We start from the raw sequence: 15,772 nt of genomic DNA, 5'->3' as shown, positions 1-15,772 counted from the left end.
CGCGCCGGAGGACGCCATGAAGACCCCGAACCGGATGCTCGCGGGCGCGCTGCTCGCGACCGCCGCGCTGGCCGCGCTCGCGCAGGAACCCGGCGGCACGCTCGCCAAGGCGAAGGCCGCCGGCACCCTCGTGATGGGCGTGCGCGAAGCCTCGCCGCCGCTGTCGTACGCGGTGGGCGGCGGCTATGTCGGCTACCACGTCGAGCTCTGCGAGCAGATGCTCGCGAAGCTGCTGCCTGGCGTGGCGGTGCGGCCGATGGTCGTGACCTCGCAGAACCGCGTGCCGCTGCTGCAGAACGGCACCGTCGACATCGAGTGCGGCTCCACCACCAACAATGCCGCGCGCCAGCAGCAGGTGGCCTTCGGCAGCACCACCTACATCACCGAGGCGCGCTTCGCGGTGCGCGCGGCCAGCGGCATCGAGTCGGCGGAGCAGCTCAAGGGCAAGACTGTGGTCACGACCGTGGGCACCACGCTCGTGCAGCGGCTGCGCAAGCTCGAGCAGGACAACAAGGGCATGGCGCTGAACATCGTGCTGGCCAAGGACCATGCCGAGAGCTTCCTGCTGCTCGAGAGCGGCCGCGCCGATGCCTTCGCGATGGACGACAACACGCTCGCGGGCAACATCTCGAACGCGCGCAACCCGGCGGACTTCCGCATCGTCGGCAAGCCGCTGGGCATCGAGCCGATCGCGATCATGATCCGCAAGGACGACCCGGCCTTCAAGCGCGCGGTCGACGGCTACCTCGCGAGCGCGATGGCCTCGGGCGCGCTCGAGAAGCTCTATGCGCGCTGGTTCATGGCGCCGATCCCGCCGCGCAACGCCGTCATCAACATCCCGCTGAGCGATTCGCTCAAGGCGGCCTTCCAGTCGCCCAACGACCGGCCGGCCGAGGCCTACGAGGAGCGGCTGCCCTGAGCCTGCGCCCGCAGGCTGCGCCGCAGCCGCGCGGGCGACTGGCCGTAGCGCGCGCGGAACATGCGCGCGAAGTGGGCGTCGCTGTTGAAGCCGTTCTCGAAGGCGATCGACGAGACCGGGCGCGCATGGTTGCGCGCATCGCGCAGCGCCTCGTGGCAGCGCTCGAGCCGGGTCTGCCAGATCAGCCGCTCGGGGCTCGCGTCGCTGCCGTCGAAGGCCTTGTAGAGGTAGCGCCGCGAGCAGCGCAGGGCATGGGCGATCGCATCGACCGAGAGCGTGGCCTCGCTCGCATGCAGCCGCACGTACTGCACCGCGCGCAGGCGCACGGCGGCCAGCGCATCGACCGGCGCGCGCGCATGCGGGCGACCGCTCGACAGGGTGGTCGCGAGCAGGCCGATCGAGGCCTCGGCCAGCAGGTGGGCGGCATCCCCGGTCACGTGCGCGAGCTGCGTGTTCAGCGTGCGCAGATGGCCGCCGAGGATCGGTGCCATGCCGCTGTCGGCCAGCGCCTCGTCGCTGGAACACACCAGGGACGGCAGGCCCAGCGCCGCGAGGCGTTCGCGCGGAATCTGCAGTCCGAACAGCGAGGCCGGCGCGGCCGATTCCCAGGTGTAGGGCAGGCGCTGGTCGAGCATGATCCAGTCGCCCGGCCCCAGGTGCACGGTGCGGTTGGCCGCGTGCACGTCGGCGGCGCCGGCGATCTGCATCGAGAGCTTGAAATAGCCGCCGCCGCTGTCGAGCGCATCGCGGGCCTCGCGCGTCACGCGCGAGAGCGGCACCTGCATGCGCACCGCGCCCAGGCCGCCGACGTCGTAGATGTCGCAGCGGGCCTCGAAGTCCGGACCGCCCGCATCGTCGTCGCCGCGCAGCCGGCCGAAGTAGGGCGCGATCGCGTTTTCCCAGTAGCGCATCCGCTGGGCGGCGGGAACGTCGAGCGTGGAACAGGACTGGGCGTGCATGGTCCGGGCATTACAGCCGGTCTGGCGGCGCCCCACAAGCGAGGCGGGGCCGTGCGGCCCCACGCCGTGCACGCTGGTGCAAGACACGGTGCACCGGCAGTCGTGCCGCCGGCGCTGCGCTGGCTATCGTCGGCCGGCCCCTTCATCCAACCCGAGGAATCCCATGAGCAGCAAGCATCTCTTCATCGAACAATGGACACCCAGGCCGGCCTGGATCGCCCGCACGCCGGCCGAGCGCCGGGTCTTCGCCGACGCCGTGCTCGGCGCCATCGAGGCCATGAAGGCCGGTGGCATCCGCACGCTGGGCTGGGGCGTGGCCGACCGCGGCGTCGACCATGCGGATCCCGCCGTCTCGTTCTGGGCCGTGTGGGAGATGGACAGCGCTGAGGCGGTCGCGGGCTTTTGCCAGGGCGTCGAAGCCTCGGGCTGGTACACGCTGTTCGAGCAGCGCAACACGACCGGCGTGGCGCAGACCCCGGCCCAGGTGCTCGAACTGCTGGCGGGGATCCCGTCATGAGCTTCAAGGTGCTGTCGCTGGTCTTTCCGGGCATGACCCTGATCGACCTCGCGGGTCCGCTGCAGGCGCTGTCCTTCATCCCCGGCTTCGAGTCGCAGCTCGCGTGGAAGCGCACCGGCGCGCTGCCCTCGGATGCCGGCGTCAGCGTCGTCGCCACGCATGGCTTCGACGATTGCTGGGAGGCGCCTGACCTGCTGTTCGTACCGGGCAACACCAAGGCACTGTTCGCGCTGCTCGAGGACGAGGAGACCAAGGCCTTCCTCGCCCGTATCGGCGCGCGTTCGACGTGGATCACCAGCGTGTGCAACGGCTCGCTGCTGCTGGCGGCGGCCGGGCTGCTCGACGGCTACCGTGCGGGCTGCTACTGGCATGCGCGCGACCGGCTCGCGCTGCTGGGCGCGATCCCGAGCCCCGGCCGCATCGTGATCGACCGCAACCGCATGACCGGCGGCGGCATGACCGCCGGCATCGACTTCGGCGTGCGCGTTGTTGGCGAGATCGCCGGCGAGGCCACGGGCCGCATGGTGGAGCTGCTGATGGAATACGCGCCGCAGCCACCCTATGGCACGGGGCGGCCCGAGCTGTGCGACGAGGCCCTGGTGGCCGGTGCGCGCGAGGCGCTGCGCGAGCTCATGCCGCTGGGCACGATCGAGCGGGTCGCGGCGGCGCGCAGGTAGTGGTCCTGCGCCGCGTCAGCGCGCGGGCGCCACCACCGGCGCATCCGCCGGCGACGGACTGCGCCCGATCATCCAGGCGCACAGCGCCGACACCACGCCCGCGAACAGCACGTACAGGCAGATCTGCCACGGCTCGCCGCCGCCCGACTTGAGCAGCGCGGTGGCGATGATCGGCGTGATGCCCGAGGCGAAGATGCCCGAGAACTGGTAGACGAAGGAGATGCCGGTGTAGCGCACCTTGGCGTCGAACAGGTCGCAGAACAGGGCGGCCTCGGGGCCGTAGACCGAGGCATAGAGGATGCCGAAGGGGATCACGATCGACAGCCACACCAGCAGCACGTTGCCCTCGCTGTGCGTCATCAGCCAGAAGCCCGGGAAGGCCGATACCGCCGTGATCAGCGAGCCCCACATGTAGACCCGGGGCCGGCCGAGCCGGTCCGACATGCGGCCGAAGAAGGGGATGGCGAAGCACATCACGATGGCCGCGGCCATCACGCCCAGCAGTGCGTCGGTGCGCCCGAGCTTGAGCGTGCCCGTGAGGTAGGCGATGGAGAACACGCCGAAGATGTTGAAGAACACGCCGTCGATGTAGCGCGCGCCCATGCCCTTCAACACATTGCCCGGGTAGCGGCGCAGCATGTCCATGAACGGGATGCGCAGCTCGGCGTTGCGCGCCTTCACCGCGGCGAACTCGGGCGTTTCCTTCACGTGCAGCCGGATGTACATGCCCACCGCCACCATCAGCCCCGAGATCAGGAAGGCGATGCGCCAGCCCCAGGCCATGAACTGCTCGTCGGTCAGCAGCCACGACAGCAGCGCGACCACGCCTGAAGCCAGGCACAGGCCGATGGCCAGCCCGATCTGCGGCAGCGAGGCATAGAAGCCGCGCTTCTCCTTCGGTGCGTATTCGTAGGCCATGAGCACCGCGCCGCCCCATTCGCCGCCCAGGCCGATGCCCTGCGCCACGCGCAGCACCAGCAGCAGCAGCGGCGCCGCGATGCCGATTTGCGCGTAGGTGGGCACCAGGCCGATCAGGAAGGTGGCCACGCCCATGATCATCAGCGTGATGATCAGCATGCTCTTGCGCCCGATCTTGTCGCCGAAGTGGCCGAAGATCACGCCGCCCAGCGGCCGCGTGACGAAGCCCACGGCGAAGGTGGTGTAGGCCAGCAAGGTCGCCACCACCGGGTCGCTGCCCGGGAAGTAGAGCTTGTTGAACACGATGCCGGCCACCACCCCGTAGAGGAAGAAGTCGTACCACTCGATGGTGGCGCCCACCAGCGCCGAAATCACCACCCTGCGAATCGTTTTCTCGTCGTCGCGTGCACTGCTCATGTGTTGTCTCCGATGAGTGTTGTCGTGGCGGCCTCTTGGTCTTCGCTCTCGGCGGGCCGTGCGGGATGCGTTGCTGCTAGTGCGCGGCCGAAGCCGCCCTGTGGTCCTCTCTGATCATGTCGACGGCCTTCTCGGCCATCATCACCGCGGGGGCGTTGGTGTTGCCCGACACCAGCGTGGGCATGGCCGAGCAGTCGACCACGCGCAGGCCGCCGATGCCGTGCACGCGCAGCCGCGCATCGACCACCGCGAGCGGGTCGTGCCCCATGCGGCAGGTGCCGGTGGGATGGAAGATGGTGGCGCCGTTGTTGCGGCAGAACTCGAGCAGCTCGGCATCGCTCGCGGCCTGCGCGCCGGGCTTCACCTCGCGCTTGACGTAGGGGCGCATCGCGGGCGCCTCGGCGATGGCGCGCGCGGCCTTCACGCCGGCCACCGCGGTGGCGCGGTCGAGTTCGGTCGCGAGGTAGTTGGGCTGCATCTCGGGCGGCTCGGCGGCGTCGGTCGAGCGGATGCGGATGTGGCCGCGCGACTCGGGCCGCAGCTGGCACACCGAGAAGGTGAAGCCCGAGTAGGGATGCACCTTGCCGCCGGCCATGTCGGCCGAGAGCGTGGCCACGTGGAACTGGATGTCGGGCGTGGCGGCCACGGGGCGGCCCGCCTCGTCCTTGAGCGCGCGCATGAAGCAGCCGCCCTGGTTGATGCCGATCGCGAGCGCGCCGCTGCGGTGCAGCAGCCATTCGAGGCCCAGGCCGAGCTGGCCGACCCAGGAGTTGAGCTGGTCGTTGGTGGTGATGGGCTTGGTGCACTCGTAGCCGAGACGGATCTGCAGATGGTCCTGCAGGTTCTCGCCCACGCCCGGCAGTTCGTGCACCGGCGCGATGCCGAAGCGGTCGAGCAGCGCGCGCGGGCCCACGCCCGAGAGCTGCAGCAGTTGCGGCGACTGGATCGAGCCTGCGGAAAGCAGCACCTCGGCGCGGCAGCGCGCGGTCTTCTCCACGCCGCCCTGCCGATAGCGCACGCCGGCCGCGCGCCGGCCCTCGAACACGAGGCCGGTGGCCAGCGCCTCGGTCTCGATGCGCAGGTTGGGGCGGTGGCGCGCCGGCGCGAGGTAGGCCTTGGCGGTGCTGCAGCGCAGGCCGCGGTGCGTGGTGAGCTGGTAGTAGCCCGCGCCTTCCTGCACCGCGCCGTTGAAGTCCTCGGTGCGCGGTACGCCGGTCTGCCGGGCGCCTTCGATGAAAGCCTCGATCAGCTCGTGCCGCGCGCCGATGTCCGACACCTTGAGCGGCCCGTCGCCGCCGTGGAACTGGCTCGCGCCGCGCTGGTTGCCCTCGGAACGCACGAAGTAGGGCAGCACCTCGTCGTAGCCCCAGCCCGGGTTGCCGAGCGCGGCCCAGTGGTCGTAGTCCTCGCGCTGGCCGCGGATGTAGATCAGGCCGTTGATCGAGCTCGAGCCGCCCAGCGTCTTGCCGCGCGGCCAGTAGATGCGGCGGCCGTTCATGTTGGGATCGGGATCGGTCTCGAAGCGCCAGTTGTAGACCGGGCTCCACATGGTCTTGCCGTAGCCGATCGGCAGGTGGATCCACGGCGAGCTGTCGCGCGGCCCGGCCTCGAGCAGCAGCACGCGCGTGGCCGGGTCCTCGCTCAGGCGCGCGGCCAGCACGCAGCCGGCCGAGCCGGCGCCCACCACGATGTAGTCGAAGACTTCTTCACTGCGAGAGTCAGGCATGCGTGCGGTCCGGCGATGGAACAATGGCCTCGGTCCGTCGCATCCTAGGTTATTGATTTTCGGAACGCAATGTTCCACTTTAGAGGTTTACCCGCATGCCCCGTCCCGCGCGTTCCGCTGCCGCCCCTGTTGCCGCGCCCGTGGTTGCCCCTGTCGAGGAGCCCGTTTCCGGTTCCTCGGCCGAGCGCAGCCTGCGCCTGCTCGCGCTGCTGGCCCACGAGGGCCGCGCGCTGTCGCTGGCCGATCTCGCGGCGCAGCTGGGCCTGCCCAAGGGCACCGCGCACCGCATCTGCACCCAGCTGCTGGCCACCGGCTTTCTCGCGCGCGACCTCGACGAGCGCTCCTTCGTCGTCGGCCCCGCGCTGCGCCAGCTCGCCTTCGACACGCTGAACCACGGCAGCGTGCGCGGCCTGCGCCACGAGGTGCTGGCCGCGCTGGTGCAGGAGGTCGGCGAGACCTGCAACCTCACCACGCTCGACGGCGCGCGCGTGCTCTACCTCGACCGCGTCGAGGCCCAGTGGCCGCTGCGCCTCACGCTCGACGTGGGCTCGCACGTGCCGCTGCACTGCACCGCGAGCGGCAAGCTCTTTCTCGCGCAGATGCCGAAGAAGGCGCGCGACGCGATGATCGACGGCCTGCCGCTGCCGCGCATGACGGCCAGCACCCTCACCGACCCCGCCGCATTGCGCGCCGAGTGCGACGCGATCGCGCAGGACGGCTTCTCGCGCGACCGCGAGGAGTTCATGGCCGGCCTGGTGGCCGTGGCCGTGCCGGTGCGCGACGCGGCCGGCGCGGTGCGCGCCGCGCTCGCCGTGCATGCGCCGACCGCGCGCATGTCGATGGCCGATGCCGAGCGGCGCATCGATGCGCTGAAGGCCGCGGCGCTGCGCATGGGCGGCTTGCTGTGAGCGACGGGGCCTGGGGCGCTTGGCGGGCCGCGACAAAGCGCACAGAATGAACCTGTCCGTGCGTCGTTCCGGCACGGTCTTCCTCTCATCTTCATGCGAACCCCTCTGCTCGCCGCCACCCCGTTGCGCACGCTGATCGTCTCGGCCGTCTTCGTGCTGGGCGCATCGGCGAGCTCGGCCGAGGTGGTGCGCTGCCTCGATGCCAATGGCGCCACCGTCTACACCGACGGTGCCTGCCCGAGCGGCACGCGTTCGTCGCGGCCCGTGCAGATCGCCGAGCCGCCGCCGCCTTCGGCCCTGCAGCCGGCCCCGCCCGCGCGCGCGCCCGACTACGCGCCGCCGCCTGCCGCCGCCGCGCCGGCGCCGCCCTCGAACCCGGGGCTGTCGATCATTCCGCGCTATCCCGACGAAGGGCGCGCGGCACAGGCCGATCCCGAGCCGGTCTATCTCTGGGGCCCCGATCCGTACGCCTACCCGCCGCCGAGGCGGCGCGTGCAGCCTCCGCCCCCGCATGTGCACGACCCCGGTCCGGGTCGCCGGCCCTGCGCCCACATGGCGGGGCTGCGCCGAAACAACTGCTGAGGCGCCCGCTTCAGCGCCACTGCAGCAGCAGCGACCAGGGTTGCCGGCTCATGTGCCGATCGATGCATCCCGCCGCGTCCGTCGCGCAGCCTTCGGGCAGGTAGCTCGGATCGAGCGTTCGCGTGCCCGGCGCGAAGTCCAGCCGGCGCAAGGTGACCGACTGCAGCACATTGCCGCCGACCGCGTCGAAGCCGCGTGCGTCGACGGCCGTCACCACGTCGCAATGCATCGGCAGCGCCGCGCCGCCCGTGGGCCGCGTCGCGAGCACCGTGCCGATCTTGGCGAAGCTGTCGAGCGCCGAACGCGCGCCGCGCGTCTGGCACACCAGGTCGCCCACGCGCGGCGGCGTGCGTGCGAGATCGCAGGCCCGCAGCGCGAAGCGCGTGGCGCGGCCCGCCGCTTCGTCGGCGCCGGCCTTCCAGGCCGCGCCCGCGTAGTCCACGTGCGCCTCGGAGAACACGAACTCGTCCGCGCCCAGGCCCGCCTGCCGCGCGAGCCAGCTGATGAAGGCGGCCGACCAGGGCGTGTCGATCACAGCGACCCGGTTCACGGCCGTCGCCATCGCATGCAGCTCGGCCGCGTCGAGGCCCTGGTCGGGCCCGACGCCCAGCCCCATCAGGCGCGAGGCGCTGGCCTGGTTCAGCGCCTCCAGCAGCAGCGTGCGATCGGCCGGCCGCAGGGCACCGAAGCGCACCAGCGAGGGCAGCTTCACGCGCGGCTGGTCCACCGCGTCCCAGTAGCCGAGCACGCGCTGCCACGGCGCGGGCGCGAAGCGCGAGACGCGTCCGTCCTCGGCCTCGGAACTGCCCGCATCGACCATGCGGCCTTCGGCATCGAGGGTCTGCGCGCCGAAGGCCTCGTGCTCGCGCTGCGCGGCGGCGGCCATCGCGAGGGCGCGTGGCGGCGACGGGGCCTCGGCCGTGGCCAGGCAGGATGTCGCGGCGAAGGCGGGCGCACCGACGAACAGGCACGCGGCCAGCAGCCAGGAGCGCATCGAAGGAGAAGGGCGGCGAGGCAGCGGCATGCCGGGCAAGCATAGCCCGGCATGCGGGTGGGCGAAGCATCGAGCTGCCACCTCGGCGCGTTACCCTTCGCTCCGAGGCCGCACCCCGGCGGCCCTGCGAAACGGAGCAACGATGGCAGACAAGATCCTGGTGTTCTACGGTTCCTACCGCGCCGACCGCATGGGCGTGCGGCTCGCGGACTATCTGGTCGAGCGGCTGGCCGCGCGCGGCGCCGAGGTGGAGCTGATCGATGCCAAGGCCGTCGACCTGCCGATGCTCGACCGCATGTACAAGGAGTACCCGGCGGGCACGGCGCCCGAGGCGATGGAGACGCTGGCGCGCAAGATCCGCGTGGCCGACGCCTTCGTCTTCGTGACCGGCGAATACAACTGGGGCCCGCAGCCCGGCCTCAAGAACCTCACCGACCACTTCCTCGAGGAGTGGTTCTGGCGGCCCGCGGCGATCGCGAGCTATTCGGCCGGCCGCTTCTCGGGCGTGCGCTCGGGCACGGTGTGGCATTCGATCCTCTCCGAGATGGGCATGATCGTGGTGTCGAGCACGCTCTCGGTCGGCCCGATCTCGCAGACGCTCGACGCGCAGGGCCAGCCCACCGGCGCGCCCGGCGCCTCGCTCGACCGGGCCTTCGGCCGCTTCGCCGACGACCTCGCGTGGTGGACCGAAGCGGCGCGCGAACAGCGCGCGCGCAAGGCACCGCCCTATTGACCTTCTTCGAGGAGACCCGCCATGCGGCTCACGCCCTTCCTGATGTTCACCGGCCAGGCCCAGGCCGCGATGGACTTCTACCTCTCGCTGTTTCCCGAGGCACGCATCACCGAGATCGAGCGCTACGGCCCCGCGGGCCCGGGCGCCGAGGGCACGGTGCTCAAGGCGCGCTTCGAGCTCGGCGGCCACAGCCTGCTGTGCATCGACAGCCCGCCCGTGCATGCCTTCGGCTTCACGCCGTCGATCTCGCTGTTCATCGACTGCGACGACGAGGCGCAGCTGCGGCGCCTGTTCGACGGGCTGGCCGAGGGTGGCCAGGTGCTGATGCCGGTCGATGCCTATCCGTTCAGCCGCCTCTACGGCTGGGTGCAGGACCGCTTCGGCGTCTCGTGGCAGCTCAACCTGCCCTGAGGCGCACGCTGCTTTCGTCGCCGGGGGGGCTGCCTCCGTGCCGCAGGCGATAGGCCGAGGGCGTGCAGCCGAAGGCCGCGCCGAACGCGCGCGTGAAATGCGGAATGTCCTGGAAGCCCCAGCGCAGCGCGATGGCCGAGACCGGCCGCCGGTCCGCGGGGTTCGCGAGGTCCTGCGCGCAGCGCGCCATGCGTTGCGCGCGGATCCATGCGGCCGGCGTGCTGCCTTCGTGCGCGAAGGCCAGGTGCAGGTAGCGCACCGAGACACCGAAGCGCCGCGCGATCGAGGGCACGTCGAGTTCGGGTGAATCGAGCGCCTCGAGCACGTGGGCCTTGACCCGGCGCACCAGCAGCTGGCGGTGCGCATCGCGCATCGGCGGCGCAGGCGCCACGCCGGCATCCGCCGCGCGTGCCGACTCGGCCACGAGTTCGCACAGCAGCGCCGCCAGCCGCTCGGCCGCCGGCCCCGCGGGCAGCCCGCCGCCGTCCATCAGCGACTGCATGAAGCCCGAGGCCGCGCGCCCGATGCCGGCCGGCCCGCCGAGCGCGCGCGCGAACAGGGCGCGCGGCTCGCTGACGCGCGGCAGCAGCAGCTCGCGCGGCACGCGCAGCGACAGCACTTCGAAGCGCTCGTCGAAATGCAGCGTGTAGGGCCGCGCCGTGTCGACGATGCTGAAGGCGCCGGGCGTCACGCGCGTCTCGCGGTGGCCCTGGCACACGATGCCCTGGCCCGCGACCTGCAGGTTGACGAACAGCCGGTCCTGCGGATCGCGCCGGATCTGCGAGAAGTCGCGCACCACGGTGTGGGCCTCGGCGCGGATGCGCGCCACGTTGATAGCGCCGATGCCTTCCATGTCGACACGGCTCGCGAAGCCCGCGCCGCGCTCGGCCGAGCGCGGATCGAGCGCCGCGAAGGCTTCGCACACCACCTCGCGCCAGTAGGCGAACTGCTCGGGCGCGGCGACGGCTTCGGTGGACCAGGACTTCATGTGCGCACCTGTGGGCGGGCGGTTGGGACACCCATCATCGCGACGGCACGCGGGCCTTGCAAGCCGCGCGCCCGTGCTGCGCGTTCCGGCAAGGCGCCGTGCACGAAACGACAAGGCCGACCGGGGGTGGCGCGGCCAGACTGCGGCCCCACCCATCACCCGACCGGATTTCCCATGACCATCGACTTCACCCTCGACCCCGCGCGCCGCGCGCTCCAGCTCGATGCGCGGCGTGCCGCCAGCGAGGTGCTCTCGCAGGTGCGCGGCGCCACGCGCGAGTTGCACACGCCCGGCGAGCGCTTTCGCGCCACGCGGCCGATGTACGAGGAGATCATCCGCCGCGGCTTCCTGCGCCGGCTCATGCCGCAGCCCTTCGGCGGCGAGGGCACGGGCATGGTCGACCTCGCGATCGTGGCCGAGGAGTTCCATGCGGTCGACTGCAATGTCTCGCTGACGCTGTTCGCCAACCTGCTGGGCCTGGCGCCGCTGTTCATCGCGGGCACGCCCGAGCAGCACCGGCGCCTGCTCGCGCCCTTCCTCGCCTGCGAGGGCGCGCCGCTGGCCGCGCTGGCCAACAGCGAGCCGGGCGGCAGCGCGAACTTCGCCGCGCCGCGCCCTGGCGAGGGCGTGCGCACGACGGCTGTCAGAGACCAAGGTGGCGAGGGCGGCTGGCGCATCCACGGCACCAAGCAGTGGGTGTCGGCCGCCACCGGTTGGGACGGCGAGGGCGCCGACCTGCTCAGCGTGGTCTGCCGCACCGACCCCGAGGCACCGCCCGAGGCCGCGCTCTCGATCCTCGTGGTGCGGCGCGGCGCCCCGGGCCTGGTGCCGCTGCACGACATCGATGCCATGGGCCACCGCGCGCACCTCGTGCCGCGCTTCCGGCTCGACGGCGTGGCCGTGCCCGATGCCGACGTGGTGGGCCCGGTGGGCGGGGCGCGCGACATCGTCGAGGCCAGCTTCTCGGGCACGGCGGCGCTGGTCGGCATCATGGGCGTGGGCCTGATGCGCGCGGCCTTCGACGTGGCGTTGCGCTTCGCGAAGACCGAATGCCGCGGCGGCGCGCTGCCCATCGTCGAGCACCAGGCCGTGGGCTATGCGCTGGCCGATGCCAAGACCACCATCGAGGCCGCGCGTTATCTGGGCTGGAAGGCCTGCGATGCGATCGACCGCCAGCTGCCCGGCGCGCTCGAGCTCGCGCTGCAGTCGAAGATCTTCGGCTCCGAGGCGGCCGTGCGCGTGATCACCGACCTGATGCGCGTGGTGGGCATCGACAGCTACGACCACGAGCTGCCGCTCGCGGGCCTGCTGCAGGACGCGATCGCGCTGCCGCTGTTCGACGGCGGCAACATGGGCGTGCGCCGGCGGCAACTGCATGCGCTGCTGCGCGCGGCCGACTACGACCCGCTCACGGCCGCCGGCATCGCCTGACAAGGTGTGACGCGCCGGTCAGCTTCGGCTGGGCATGGGGGCCGCAGAATCCCGTCACCAAGAATGCGGGAAGCAAAGCACCATGCCCAATGCCGTCAAGACCATCCGCGCCTTCAACGCCGACCGCGACCCCGAGCGCCTGGCGATGAAATACGCCAACCTGCGCTCGAGCCCCTTCGTCTTCCTGCGCGGCACCTGCCACCTGTTCTACGACCGCCTGCCCTCGGGCGCGCTGTTCGCCAAGGCGCCGCCGGCCTGGCTCTGCGGCGACGCGCACCTCGAGAACTTCGGCAGCTACAAGGGCGACAACCGGCTGGTCTATTTCGACCTCAACGATTTCGACGAGGCCGCGCTCGCGCCCGTGACCTGGGAACTGGTGCGCTTCCTCACGAGCATCCTCGTGGCCGGCGATGGCCTGGGCCGCGGCGCCGCCGAGTCCGCCGCGCTGTGCAGGGTCTTCGTCGACGCCTATGCGGGCGCGCTCGCACTCGGCAAGGCCCGCTGGGTCGAGCGCGACACCGCGACCGGCCTCGTGCGCGAACTGCTCGACACCCTCAAGGCGCGCACCCGTCCCGCCTTCCTCGACCGGCGCACCGAGCGCAAGGGCCGCCGGCGCCTGATCCGCTGCGATGGCAAGCATGCGCTGCCGGCGAGCGACGCGCAGCGCGAGCGCGTCGTCAAGCTGGTCGACCGCTTCGCGGCCTCGCAGCCGAATCCGGATTTCTTCAAGGTGCTCGACGTGGCGCGGCGCATCGCCGGCACCGGCAGCCTGGGCGTGGAGCGCTACATCGTGCTGGTCGAGGGCAAGGGCTCGCCCGATGCCAACTACCTGCTCGACCTGAAGCAGGCGCTGCCGTCCTCGCTCGCGCCGCACCTGAGGAAGACGGCGCAGCCCGCCTGGGAATCGGAGGCGCACCGCGTGGTCGCGCTGCAGCGCCGCATGCAGGCCGTGTCGATGGCCTTCCTGCATCCCATCGTGACGCGCAAGAGCTCGTATGTGCTGCGCGGCCTGCAGCCCAGCGAGGACCGCGTGAGCCTCGACGCGCACCGCACGCGGCCCGCCGACATCCGCGCGGTGATCGACGACATGGGGCAGCTCATGGCCTGGGCGCAACTGCGCAGCGCGGGCCGGCAGGGCTCGGCCATCGCGGACGCCCTGGTCGACTTCGGCGCTTCGGCGAAGTCGTGGCGCGCGGACCTGCTCGACGCCGCGCAGCAGTGCGCCGCGCAGGTGGCGACGGACTGGGCGCTGTACTGCGAGGCCTACGACGCGGGCGCGCTGCTCAGCCGACCAGCCCGACCACCGAGCGCACCACGCTGACCGCCGCCAGCACGATCAGCAGGTTCAGCACATGCCGCCTGAACTGCTCGGGCGACACCCCCTTGAACGAGCGCTGCCCCCACCAGATGCCGGCCAGCATCGCGGGCGCGAGCCACAGCGCCCACTTGAAGGTGTCGGGCCCGAGCAGCCTGCCGGTGGCATGCGCGGCCGGCATCAGCGCGGCGCTCGCGAGCGACACCACGTCGCTGAACAGCAGCAGTGCGATCAGCGTGGCGCGCAGGGCGGCCGGTGCCATCGCGGTGGTGCTCAGCAGGACCGCGATGGCGATGCCGCCGATGGCCGCCACGCCGTTGATGAAGCCCGAGGCCAGGCCGGCGCCGAAGCGTACCGCGCGCGTGGGCACCAGCGTGGCGCGCGCGCCGCTGCGCAGCAGCAGCGCGGCGGCCATCAGCAGCGCGCCGATCAGAAGCCGCAGCGGCGTCTCGGGCAGCCAGGCCAGCAACGCCACGCCGAGCGGGATGAACAGCAGGTTGCCGAGCATCAGCCAGCCCAGCCAGGGCATGTCGACGTCGCGCGCGATGCCGCGCAGCTGGCTCAGGCTCGCGAGGATCTCGAGCATGAAGATCGCGGGCACCACCAGCGCGGGCGAGACCACGAGCGACATGCCGGCCACCGTGATGGCCGAGAAGCCGAAGCCCGCGAAGCCGCGCACCACGCCGGCCGCGAACACCACGCACAGGCTGTAGGCGAGCAGCAGCGGCGCCAGCGGCGGCGTCAGCAGGTCGGCCGGGTTCATGCCGCGAACAGCGGCAGCAGCTTGAGCCGCTGCACCTTGCCCGAGGGCCCGCGCGGCAGGTCGGTCACGAAGCGGTAGTGGCCCGGCGCCTTGTAGCGACCGAGCGCCTCGGCGCTGAAGGCGCGCAGCTCGTCCTCGCCGCAGGCGCAGCCTTCGCGCAGCACGATGCACACGCCGACCTCCTGGCCGTAGTGGCGGTCGGGCACGCCGACGGCCGCGGCCTCGAGCACGGCGGGATGCCGCAGCAGGGCCTCGTCGATCTCGCGCGGCGCGATGTTCTCGCCGCCCTTGATGATCAGTTCCTTGATGCGTCCGGTGACGAAGAAGAAGCCGTCGGCATCGCGGTGGCCGAGGTCGCCGGTGCGCAGCCAGCCGTCGGGCGTGAAGCTGGCGCGCGTGGCCTCCTCGTTCTTGTAGTAGCCGCGCATCACGTTGGGCCCGCGGATCGCGAGCTCGCCGGTGCTGCCGTCGGGCACTTCGGCGAGTGACGCGTCGATCACGCGCGCCTCGCAGCCCGAGGCGCGGCCGACCGAGCCCAGCTTGCGCCGCGCCGGGTCGAGCGGGTTCGAGAACGAGGGCGCGGCGGTCTCGGTGAGGCCCATGGTCTCGACGATGCCGATGCCGAACAGGCGCTCGAAGGCGCGGTGGTGCTCGGGCGGCAGCGCGGCCGAGGCCGAGCGGCAGAAGCGGATCGCGGCCGTGCGTTCGCGCGCCGGTGCCTCGCCCTCGAGCAGGTACGAGATCATGGTCGGCACCACGTTGATCCAGCTGCAGCCGGCCTGCGCCGCCTGCTCCCAGAAGCGGCCGGCCGAGAACTTCGGCGGCATCGCGAGGCTGCCGCCGTGCGCGAGCGGCGCCAGCATGGTCACGCAGAAGGCGTTGATGTGATAGAGCGGCAGCACCGCGAGCACGCGGTCGGCGCTTCCCAGTTCATGCTCGGCGCTGATGGCATGCGCGTTGGCCGCGAGGTTGCGCTGCGTGAGCATCACGCCCTTGGGCTGCCCCGTGGTGCCCGAGGTGTACATCAGCAGCGCGACCGCGTCGGGCGAGGGCGCGGGATATTCCTTCGCTTCGCCTTCTCCCGGCAGCGCGAGCCCGTCGGGATCGGCCACCAGCACCGACACCGGCCGGCCGATGTCCGCGAGCATCGCGCGCACGCGTTCTTCCCACTCGGGCGCCACGCAGACGACGCGGCAGTCGGAGTGCGCGAGCACGTAGCGCATCTGCTCGGGCTGCGACAGCAGGTTGACCGGGTTCACGACCATGCCCGCATGCATGGCGCCCAGCAGCAGCCGCAGCGTCTGAAGGCCGTTGGGCATCACGACCGAGATGGTGTCGCCGGGCCGCGCGCCGGCCGCCTGCAGCGCGCCGGCCACGCGGCGGCAACCGAGCGCGAGCGCGGCGCAGTCGATGCGCGCCTCGCTCTCGGTGGACAGCGCATACACCGCGCCCGGCTGGCGCGCGGCGACCTGCTCGATCAGGCCATGGACGGTCTCGCCGTCGCCCGCCGCCAT

The 15,772-nt window shown here is 71.8% G+C and carries 16 protein-coding genes; 9 read left to right on the top strand and 7 right to left on the bottom strand.

Features of this window, described 5'->3' with window-relative positions; translation table 11 throughout:
• Positions 1 to 16: 16 nt before the first annotated feature.
• Positions 17 to 919, top strand: a complete 903-nt coding sequence (locus tag AC1HIL_RS27655) for a transporter substrate-binding domain-containing protein (protein ID WP_413762722.1) — start codon at positions 17 to 19, stop codon at positions 917 to 919.
• Here the strand turns inward: AC1HIL_RS27655 and AC1HIL_RS27650 are convergent.
• Positions 898 to 1,878 (bottom strand): AraC-like ligand-binding domain-containing protein, encoded by a 981-nt coding sequence (locus AC1HIL_RS27650; protein ID WP_296738271.1) that lies wholly within the window; start codon positions 1,876 to 1,878, stop codon positions 898 to 900. The two genes, AC1HIL_RS27655 and AC1HIL_RS27650, sit on opposite strands and share 22 nt — an antisense overlap.
• Positions 1,879 to 2,041: 163 nt before the next feature.
• On the opposite strand from AC1HIL_RS27650, the gene AC1HIL_RS27645 reads away from it, so the two are divergent.
• Together AC1HIL_RS27645 and AC1HIL_RS27640 are read left to right on the top strand one after the other, a co-directional pair.
• A complete protein-coding gene (locus AC1HIL_RS27645) occupies positions 2,042 to 2,395 on the top strand; it encodes a DUF6616 family protein (protein ID WP_296738273.1) in 354 nt (117 codons plus the stop codon).
• The gene (locus tag AC1HIL_RS27640; RefSeq protein ID WP_479670516.1) at positions 2,392 to 3,072 is read left to right on the top strand and encodes a DJ-1/PfpI family protein; all 681 of its coding nucleotides are present in this window, start codon (positions 2,392 to 2,394) and stop codon (positions 3,070 to 3,072) included. The genes AC1HIL_RS27645 and AC1HIL_RS27640 overlap by 4 nt, the downstream gene beginning before the upstream one ends.
• Before the next feature lie 15 nt (positions 3,073 to 3,087).
• Here AC1HIL_RS27640 and AC1HIL_RS27635 read toward each other — a convergent pair whose 3' ends face one another.
• Complete coding sequence (locus AC1HIL_RS27635) at positions 3,088 to 4,407, bottom strand: MFS transporter (RefSeq protein WP_057594990.1); 1,320 nt, start codon at positions 4,405 to 4,407, stop codon at positions 3,088 to 3,090.
• Positions 4,408 to 4,483: 76 nt separating this feature from the next.
• On the bottom strand, positions 4,484 to 6,133 hold the full coding sequence (locus AC1HIL_RS27630) for a GMC family oxidoreductase (protein ID WP_261217514.1): 1,650 nt from the start codon (positions 6,131 to 6,133) through the stop codon (positions 4,484 to 4,486).
• Positions 6,134 to 6,228: 95 nt separating this feature from the next.
• Between AC1HIL_RS27630 and AC1HIL_RS27625 the strand changes: the two genes are divergently transcribed.
• Positions 6,229 to 7,041 (top strand): IclR family transcriptional regulator, encoded by an 813-nt coding sequence (locus AC1HIL_RS27625; protein ID WP_409976600.1) that lies wholly within the window; start codon positions 6,229 to 6,231, stop codon positions 7,039 to 7,041.
• A gap of 93 nt (positions 7,042 to 7,134) precedes the next feature.
• Positions 7,135 to 7,623 carry a DUF4124 domain-containing protein gene (locus tag AC1HIL_RS27620; RefSeq protein WP_296738282.1) on the top strand — a complete coding sequence of 163 codons (489 nt, stop codon included), beginning with the start codon at positions 7,135 to 7,137 and terminating at the stop codon, positions 7,621 to 7,623.
• Between the two features lie 10 nt (positions 7,624 to 7,633).
• Here AC1HIL_RS27620 and AC1HIL_RS27615 read toward each other — a convergent pair whose 3' ends face one another.
• Complete coding sequence (locus AC1HIL_RS27615; protein WP_479670515.1) at positions 7,634 to 8,617, bottom strand: DUF2272 domain-containing protein; 984 nt, start codon at positions 8,615 to 8,617, stop codon at positions 7,634 to 7,636.
• 142 nt (positions 8,618 to 8,759) lie between these two features.
• On the opposite strand from AC1HIL_RS27615, the gene AC1HIL_RS27610 reads away from it, so the two are divergent.
• Positions 8,760 to 9,350 carry an NADPH-dependent FMN reductase gene (locus AC1HIL_RS27610; protein ID WP_057594985.1) on the top strand — a complete coding sequence of 197 codons (591 nt, stop codon included), beginning with the start codon at positions 8,760 to 8,762 and terminating at the stop codon, positions 9,348 to 9,350.
• 21 nt (positions 9,351 to 9,371) lie between these two features.
• Positions 9,372 to 9,761, top strand: a complete 390-nt coding sequence (locus AC1HIL_RS27605) for a VOC family protein (protein WP_261217506.1) — start codon at positions 9,372 to 9,374, stop codon at positions 9,759 to 9,761.
• Here the strand turns inward: AC1HIL_RS27605 and AC1HIL_RS27600 are convergent.
• Positions 9,748 to 10,749, bottom strand: a complete 1,002-nt coding sequence (locus AC1HIL_RS27600) for an AraC-like ligand-binding domain-containing protein (protein WP_479670514.1) — start codon at positions 10,747 to 10,749, stop codon at positions 9,748 to 9,750. The genes AC1HIL_RS27605 and AC1HIL_RS27600 overlap by 14 nt on opposite strands.
• Before the next feature lie 174 nt (positions 10,750 to 10,923).
• Here AC1HIL_RS27600 and AC1HIL_RS27595 point away from each other — a divergent pair, with 174 nt between their 5' ends.
• Together AC1HIL_RS27595 and AC1HIL_RS27590 are read left to right on the top strand one after the other, a co-directional pair.
• Positions 10,924 to 12,180, top strand: coding sequence for an acyl-CoA dehydrogenase family protein (locus AC1HIL_RS27595; protein ID WP_479670513.1), 1,257 nt, complete (start codon positions 10,924 to 10,926; stop codon positions 12,178 to 12,180).
• 82 nt (positions 12,181 to 12,262) lie between these two features.
• Positions 12,263 to 13,501 carry a DUF2252 domain-containing protein gene (locus tag AC1HIL_RS27590; protein ID WP_479670512.1) on the top strand — a complete coding sequence of 413 codons (1,239 nt, stop codon included), beginning with the start codon at positions 12,263 to 12,265 and terminating at the stop codon, positions 13,499 to 13,501.
• Here AC1HIL_RS27590 and AC1HIL_RS27585 read toward each other — a convergent pair.
• Both AC1HIL_RS27585 and AC1HIL_RS27580 read right to left on the bottom strand, forming a co-directional pair.
• Positions 13,464 to 14,258 carry a sulfite exporter TauE/SafE family protein gene (locus AC1HIL_RS27585; RefSeq protein ID WP_057594980.1) on the bottom strand — a complete coding sequence of 265 codons (795 nt, stop codon included), beginning with the start codon at positions 14,256 to 14,258 and terminating at the stop codon, positions 13,464 to 13,466. The two genes, AC1HIL_RS27590 and AC1HIL_RS27585, sit on opposite strands and share 38 nt — an antisense overlap.
• Complete coding sequence (locus tag AC1HIL_RS27580) at positions 14,255 to 15,772, bottom strand: AMP-binding protein (protein WP_479670511.1); 1,518 nt, start codon at positions 15,770 to 15,772, stop codon at positions 14,255 to 14,257. The genes AC1HIL_RS27585 and AC1HIL_RS27580 overlap by 4 nt, the downstream gene beginning before the upstream one ends.

The sequence above is a fragment of the Variovorax sp. ISS6 genome (assembly GCF_056523145.1).
Note: the sequence above shows the minus strand (reverse complement) of the source record. Positions and strands in the feature narration are given on the sequence as shown.

Excerpts from the sequence above, each read along its gene's own strand:
- AC1HIL_RS27580 (WP_479670511.1), bottom strand. The coding sequence starts at position 15,772 with ATGGCGGCGGGCGACGGCGAGACCGTCCATGGCCTGATCGAGCAGGTC.
- AC1HIL_RS27635 (WP_057594990.1), bottom strand. The coding sequence starts at position 4,407 with ATGAGCAGTGCACGCGACGACGAGAAAACGATTCGCAGGGTGGTGATT.
- AC1HIL_RS27590 (WP_479670512.1), top strand. The coding sequence starts at position 12,263 with ATGCCCAATGCCGTCAAGACCATCCGCGCCTTCAACGCCGACCGCGAC.
- AC1HIL_RS27600 (WP_479670514.1), bottom strand. The coding sequence starts at position 10,749 with ATGAAGTCCTGGTCCACCGAAGCCGTCGCCGCGCCCGAGCAGTTCGCC.
- AC1HIL_RS27630 (WP_261217514.1), bottom strand. The coding sequence starts at position 6,133 with ATGCCTGACTCTCGCAGTGAAGAAGTCTTCGACTACATCGTGGTGGGC.
- AC1HIL_RS27645 (WP_296738273.1), top strand. The coding sequence starts at position 2,042 with ATGAGCAGCAAGCATCTCTTCATCGAACAATGGACACCCAGGCCGGCC.
- AC1HIL_RS27650 (WP_296738271.1), bottom strand. The coding sequence starts at position 1,878 with ATGCACGCCCAGTCCTGTTCCACGCTCGACGTTCCCGCCGCCCAGCGG.
- AC1HIL_RS27595 (WP_479670513.1), top strand. The coding sequence starts at position 10,924 with ATGACCATCGACTTCACCCTCGACCCCGCGCGCCGCGCGCTCCAGCTC.
- AC1HIL_RS27620 (WP_296738282.1), top strand. The coding sequence starts at position 7,135 with ATGCGAACCCCTCTGCTCGCCGCCACCCCGTTGCGCACGCTGATCGTC.
- AC1HIL_RS27625 (WP_409976600.1), top strand. The coding sequence starts at position 6,229 with ATGCCCCGTCCCGCGCGTTCCGCTGCCGCCCCTGTTGCCGCGCCCGTG.
- AC1HIL_RS27615 (WP_479670515.1), bottom strand. The coding sequence starts at position 8,617 with ATGCGCTCCTGGCTGCTGGCCGCGTGCCTGTTCGTCGGTGCGCCCGCC.
- AC1HIL_RS27655 (WP_413762722.1), top strand. The coding sequence starts at position 17 with ATGAAGACCCCGAACCGGATGCTCGCGGGCGCGCTGCTCGCGACCGCC.
- AC1HIL_RS27610 (WP_057594985.1), top strand. The coding sequence starts at position 8,760 with ATGGCAGACAAGATCCTGGTGTTCTACGGTTCCTACCGCGCCGACCGC.
- AC1HIL_RS27585 (WP_057594980.1), bottom strand. The coding sequence starts at position 14,258 with ATGAACCCGGCCGACCTGCTGACGCCGCCGCTGGCGCCGCTGCTGCTC.
- AC1HIL_RS27640 (WP_479670516.1), top strand. The coding sequence starts at position 2,392 with ATGAGCTTCAAGGTGCTGTCGCTGGTCTTTCCGGGCATGACCCTGATC.
- AC1HIL_RS27605 (WP_261217506.1), top strand. The coding sequence starts at position 9,372 with ATGCGGCTCACGCCCTTCCTGATGTTCACCGGCCAGGCCCAGGCCGCG.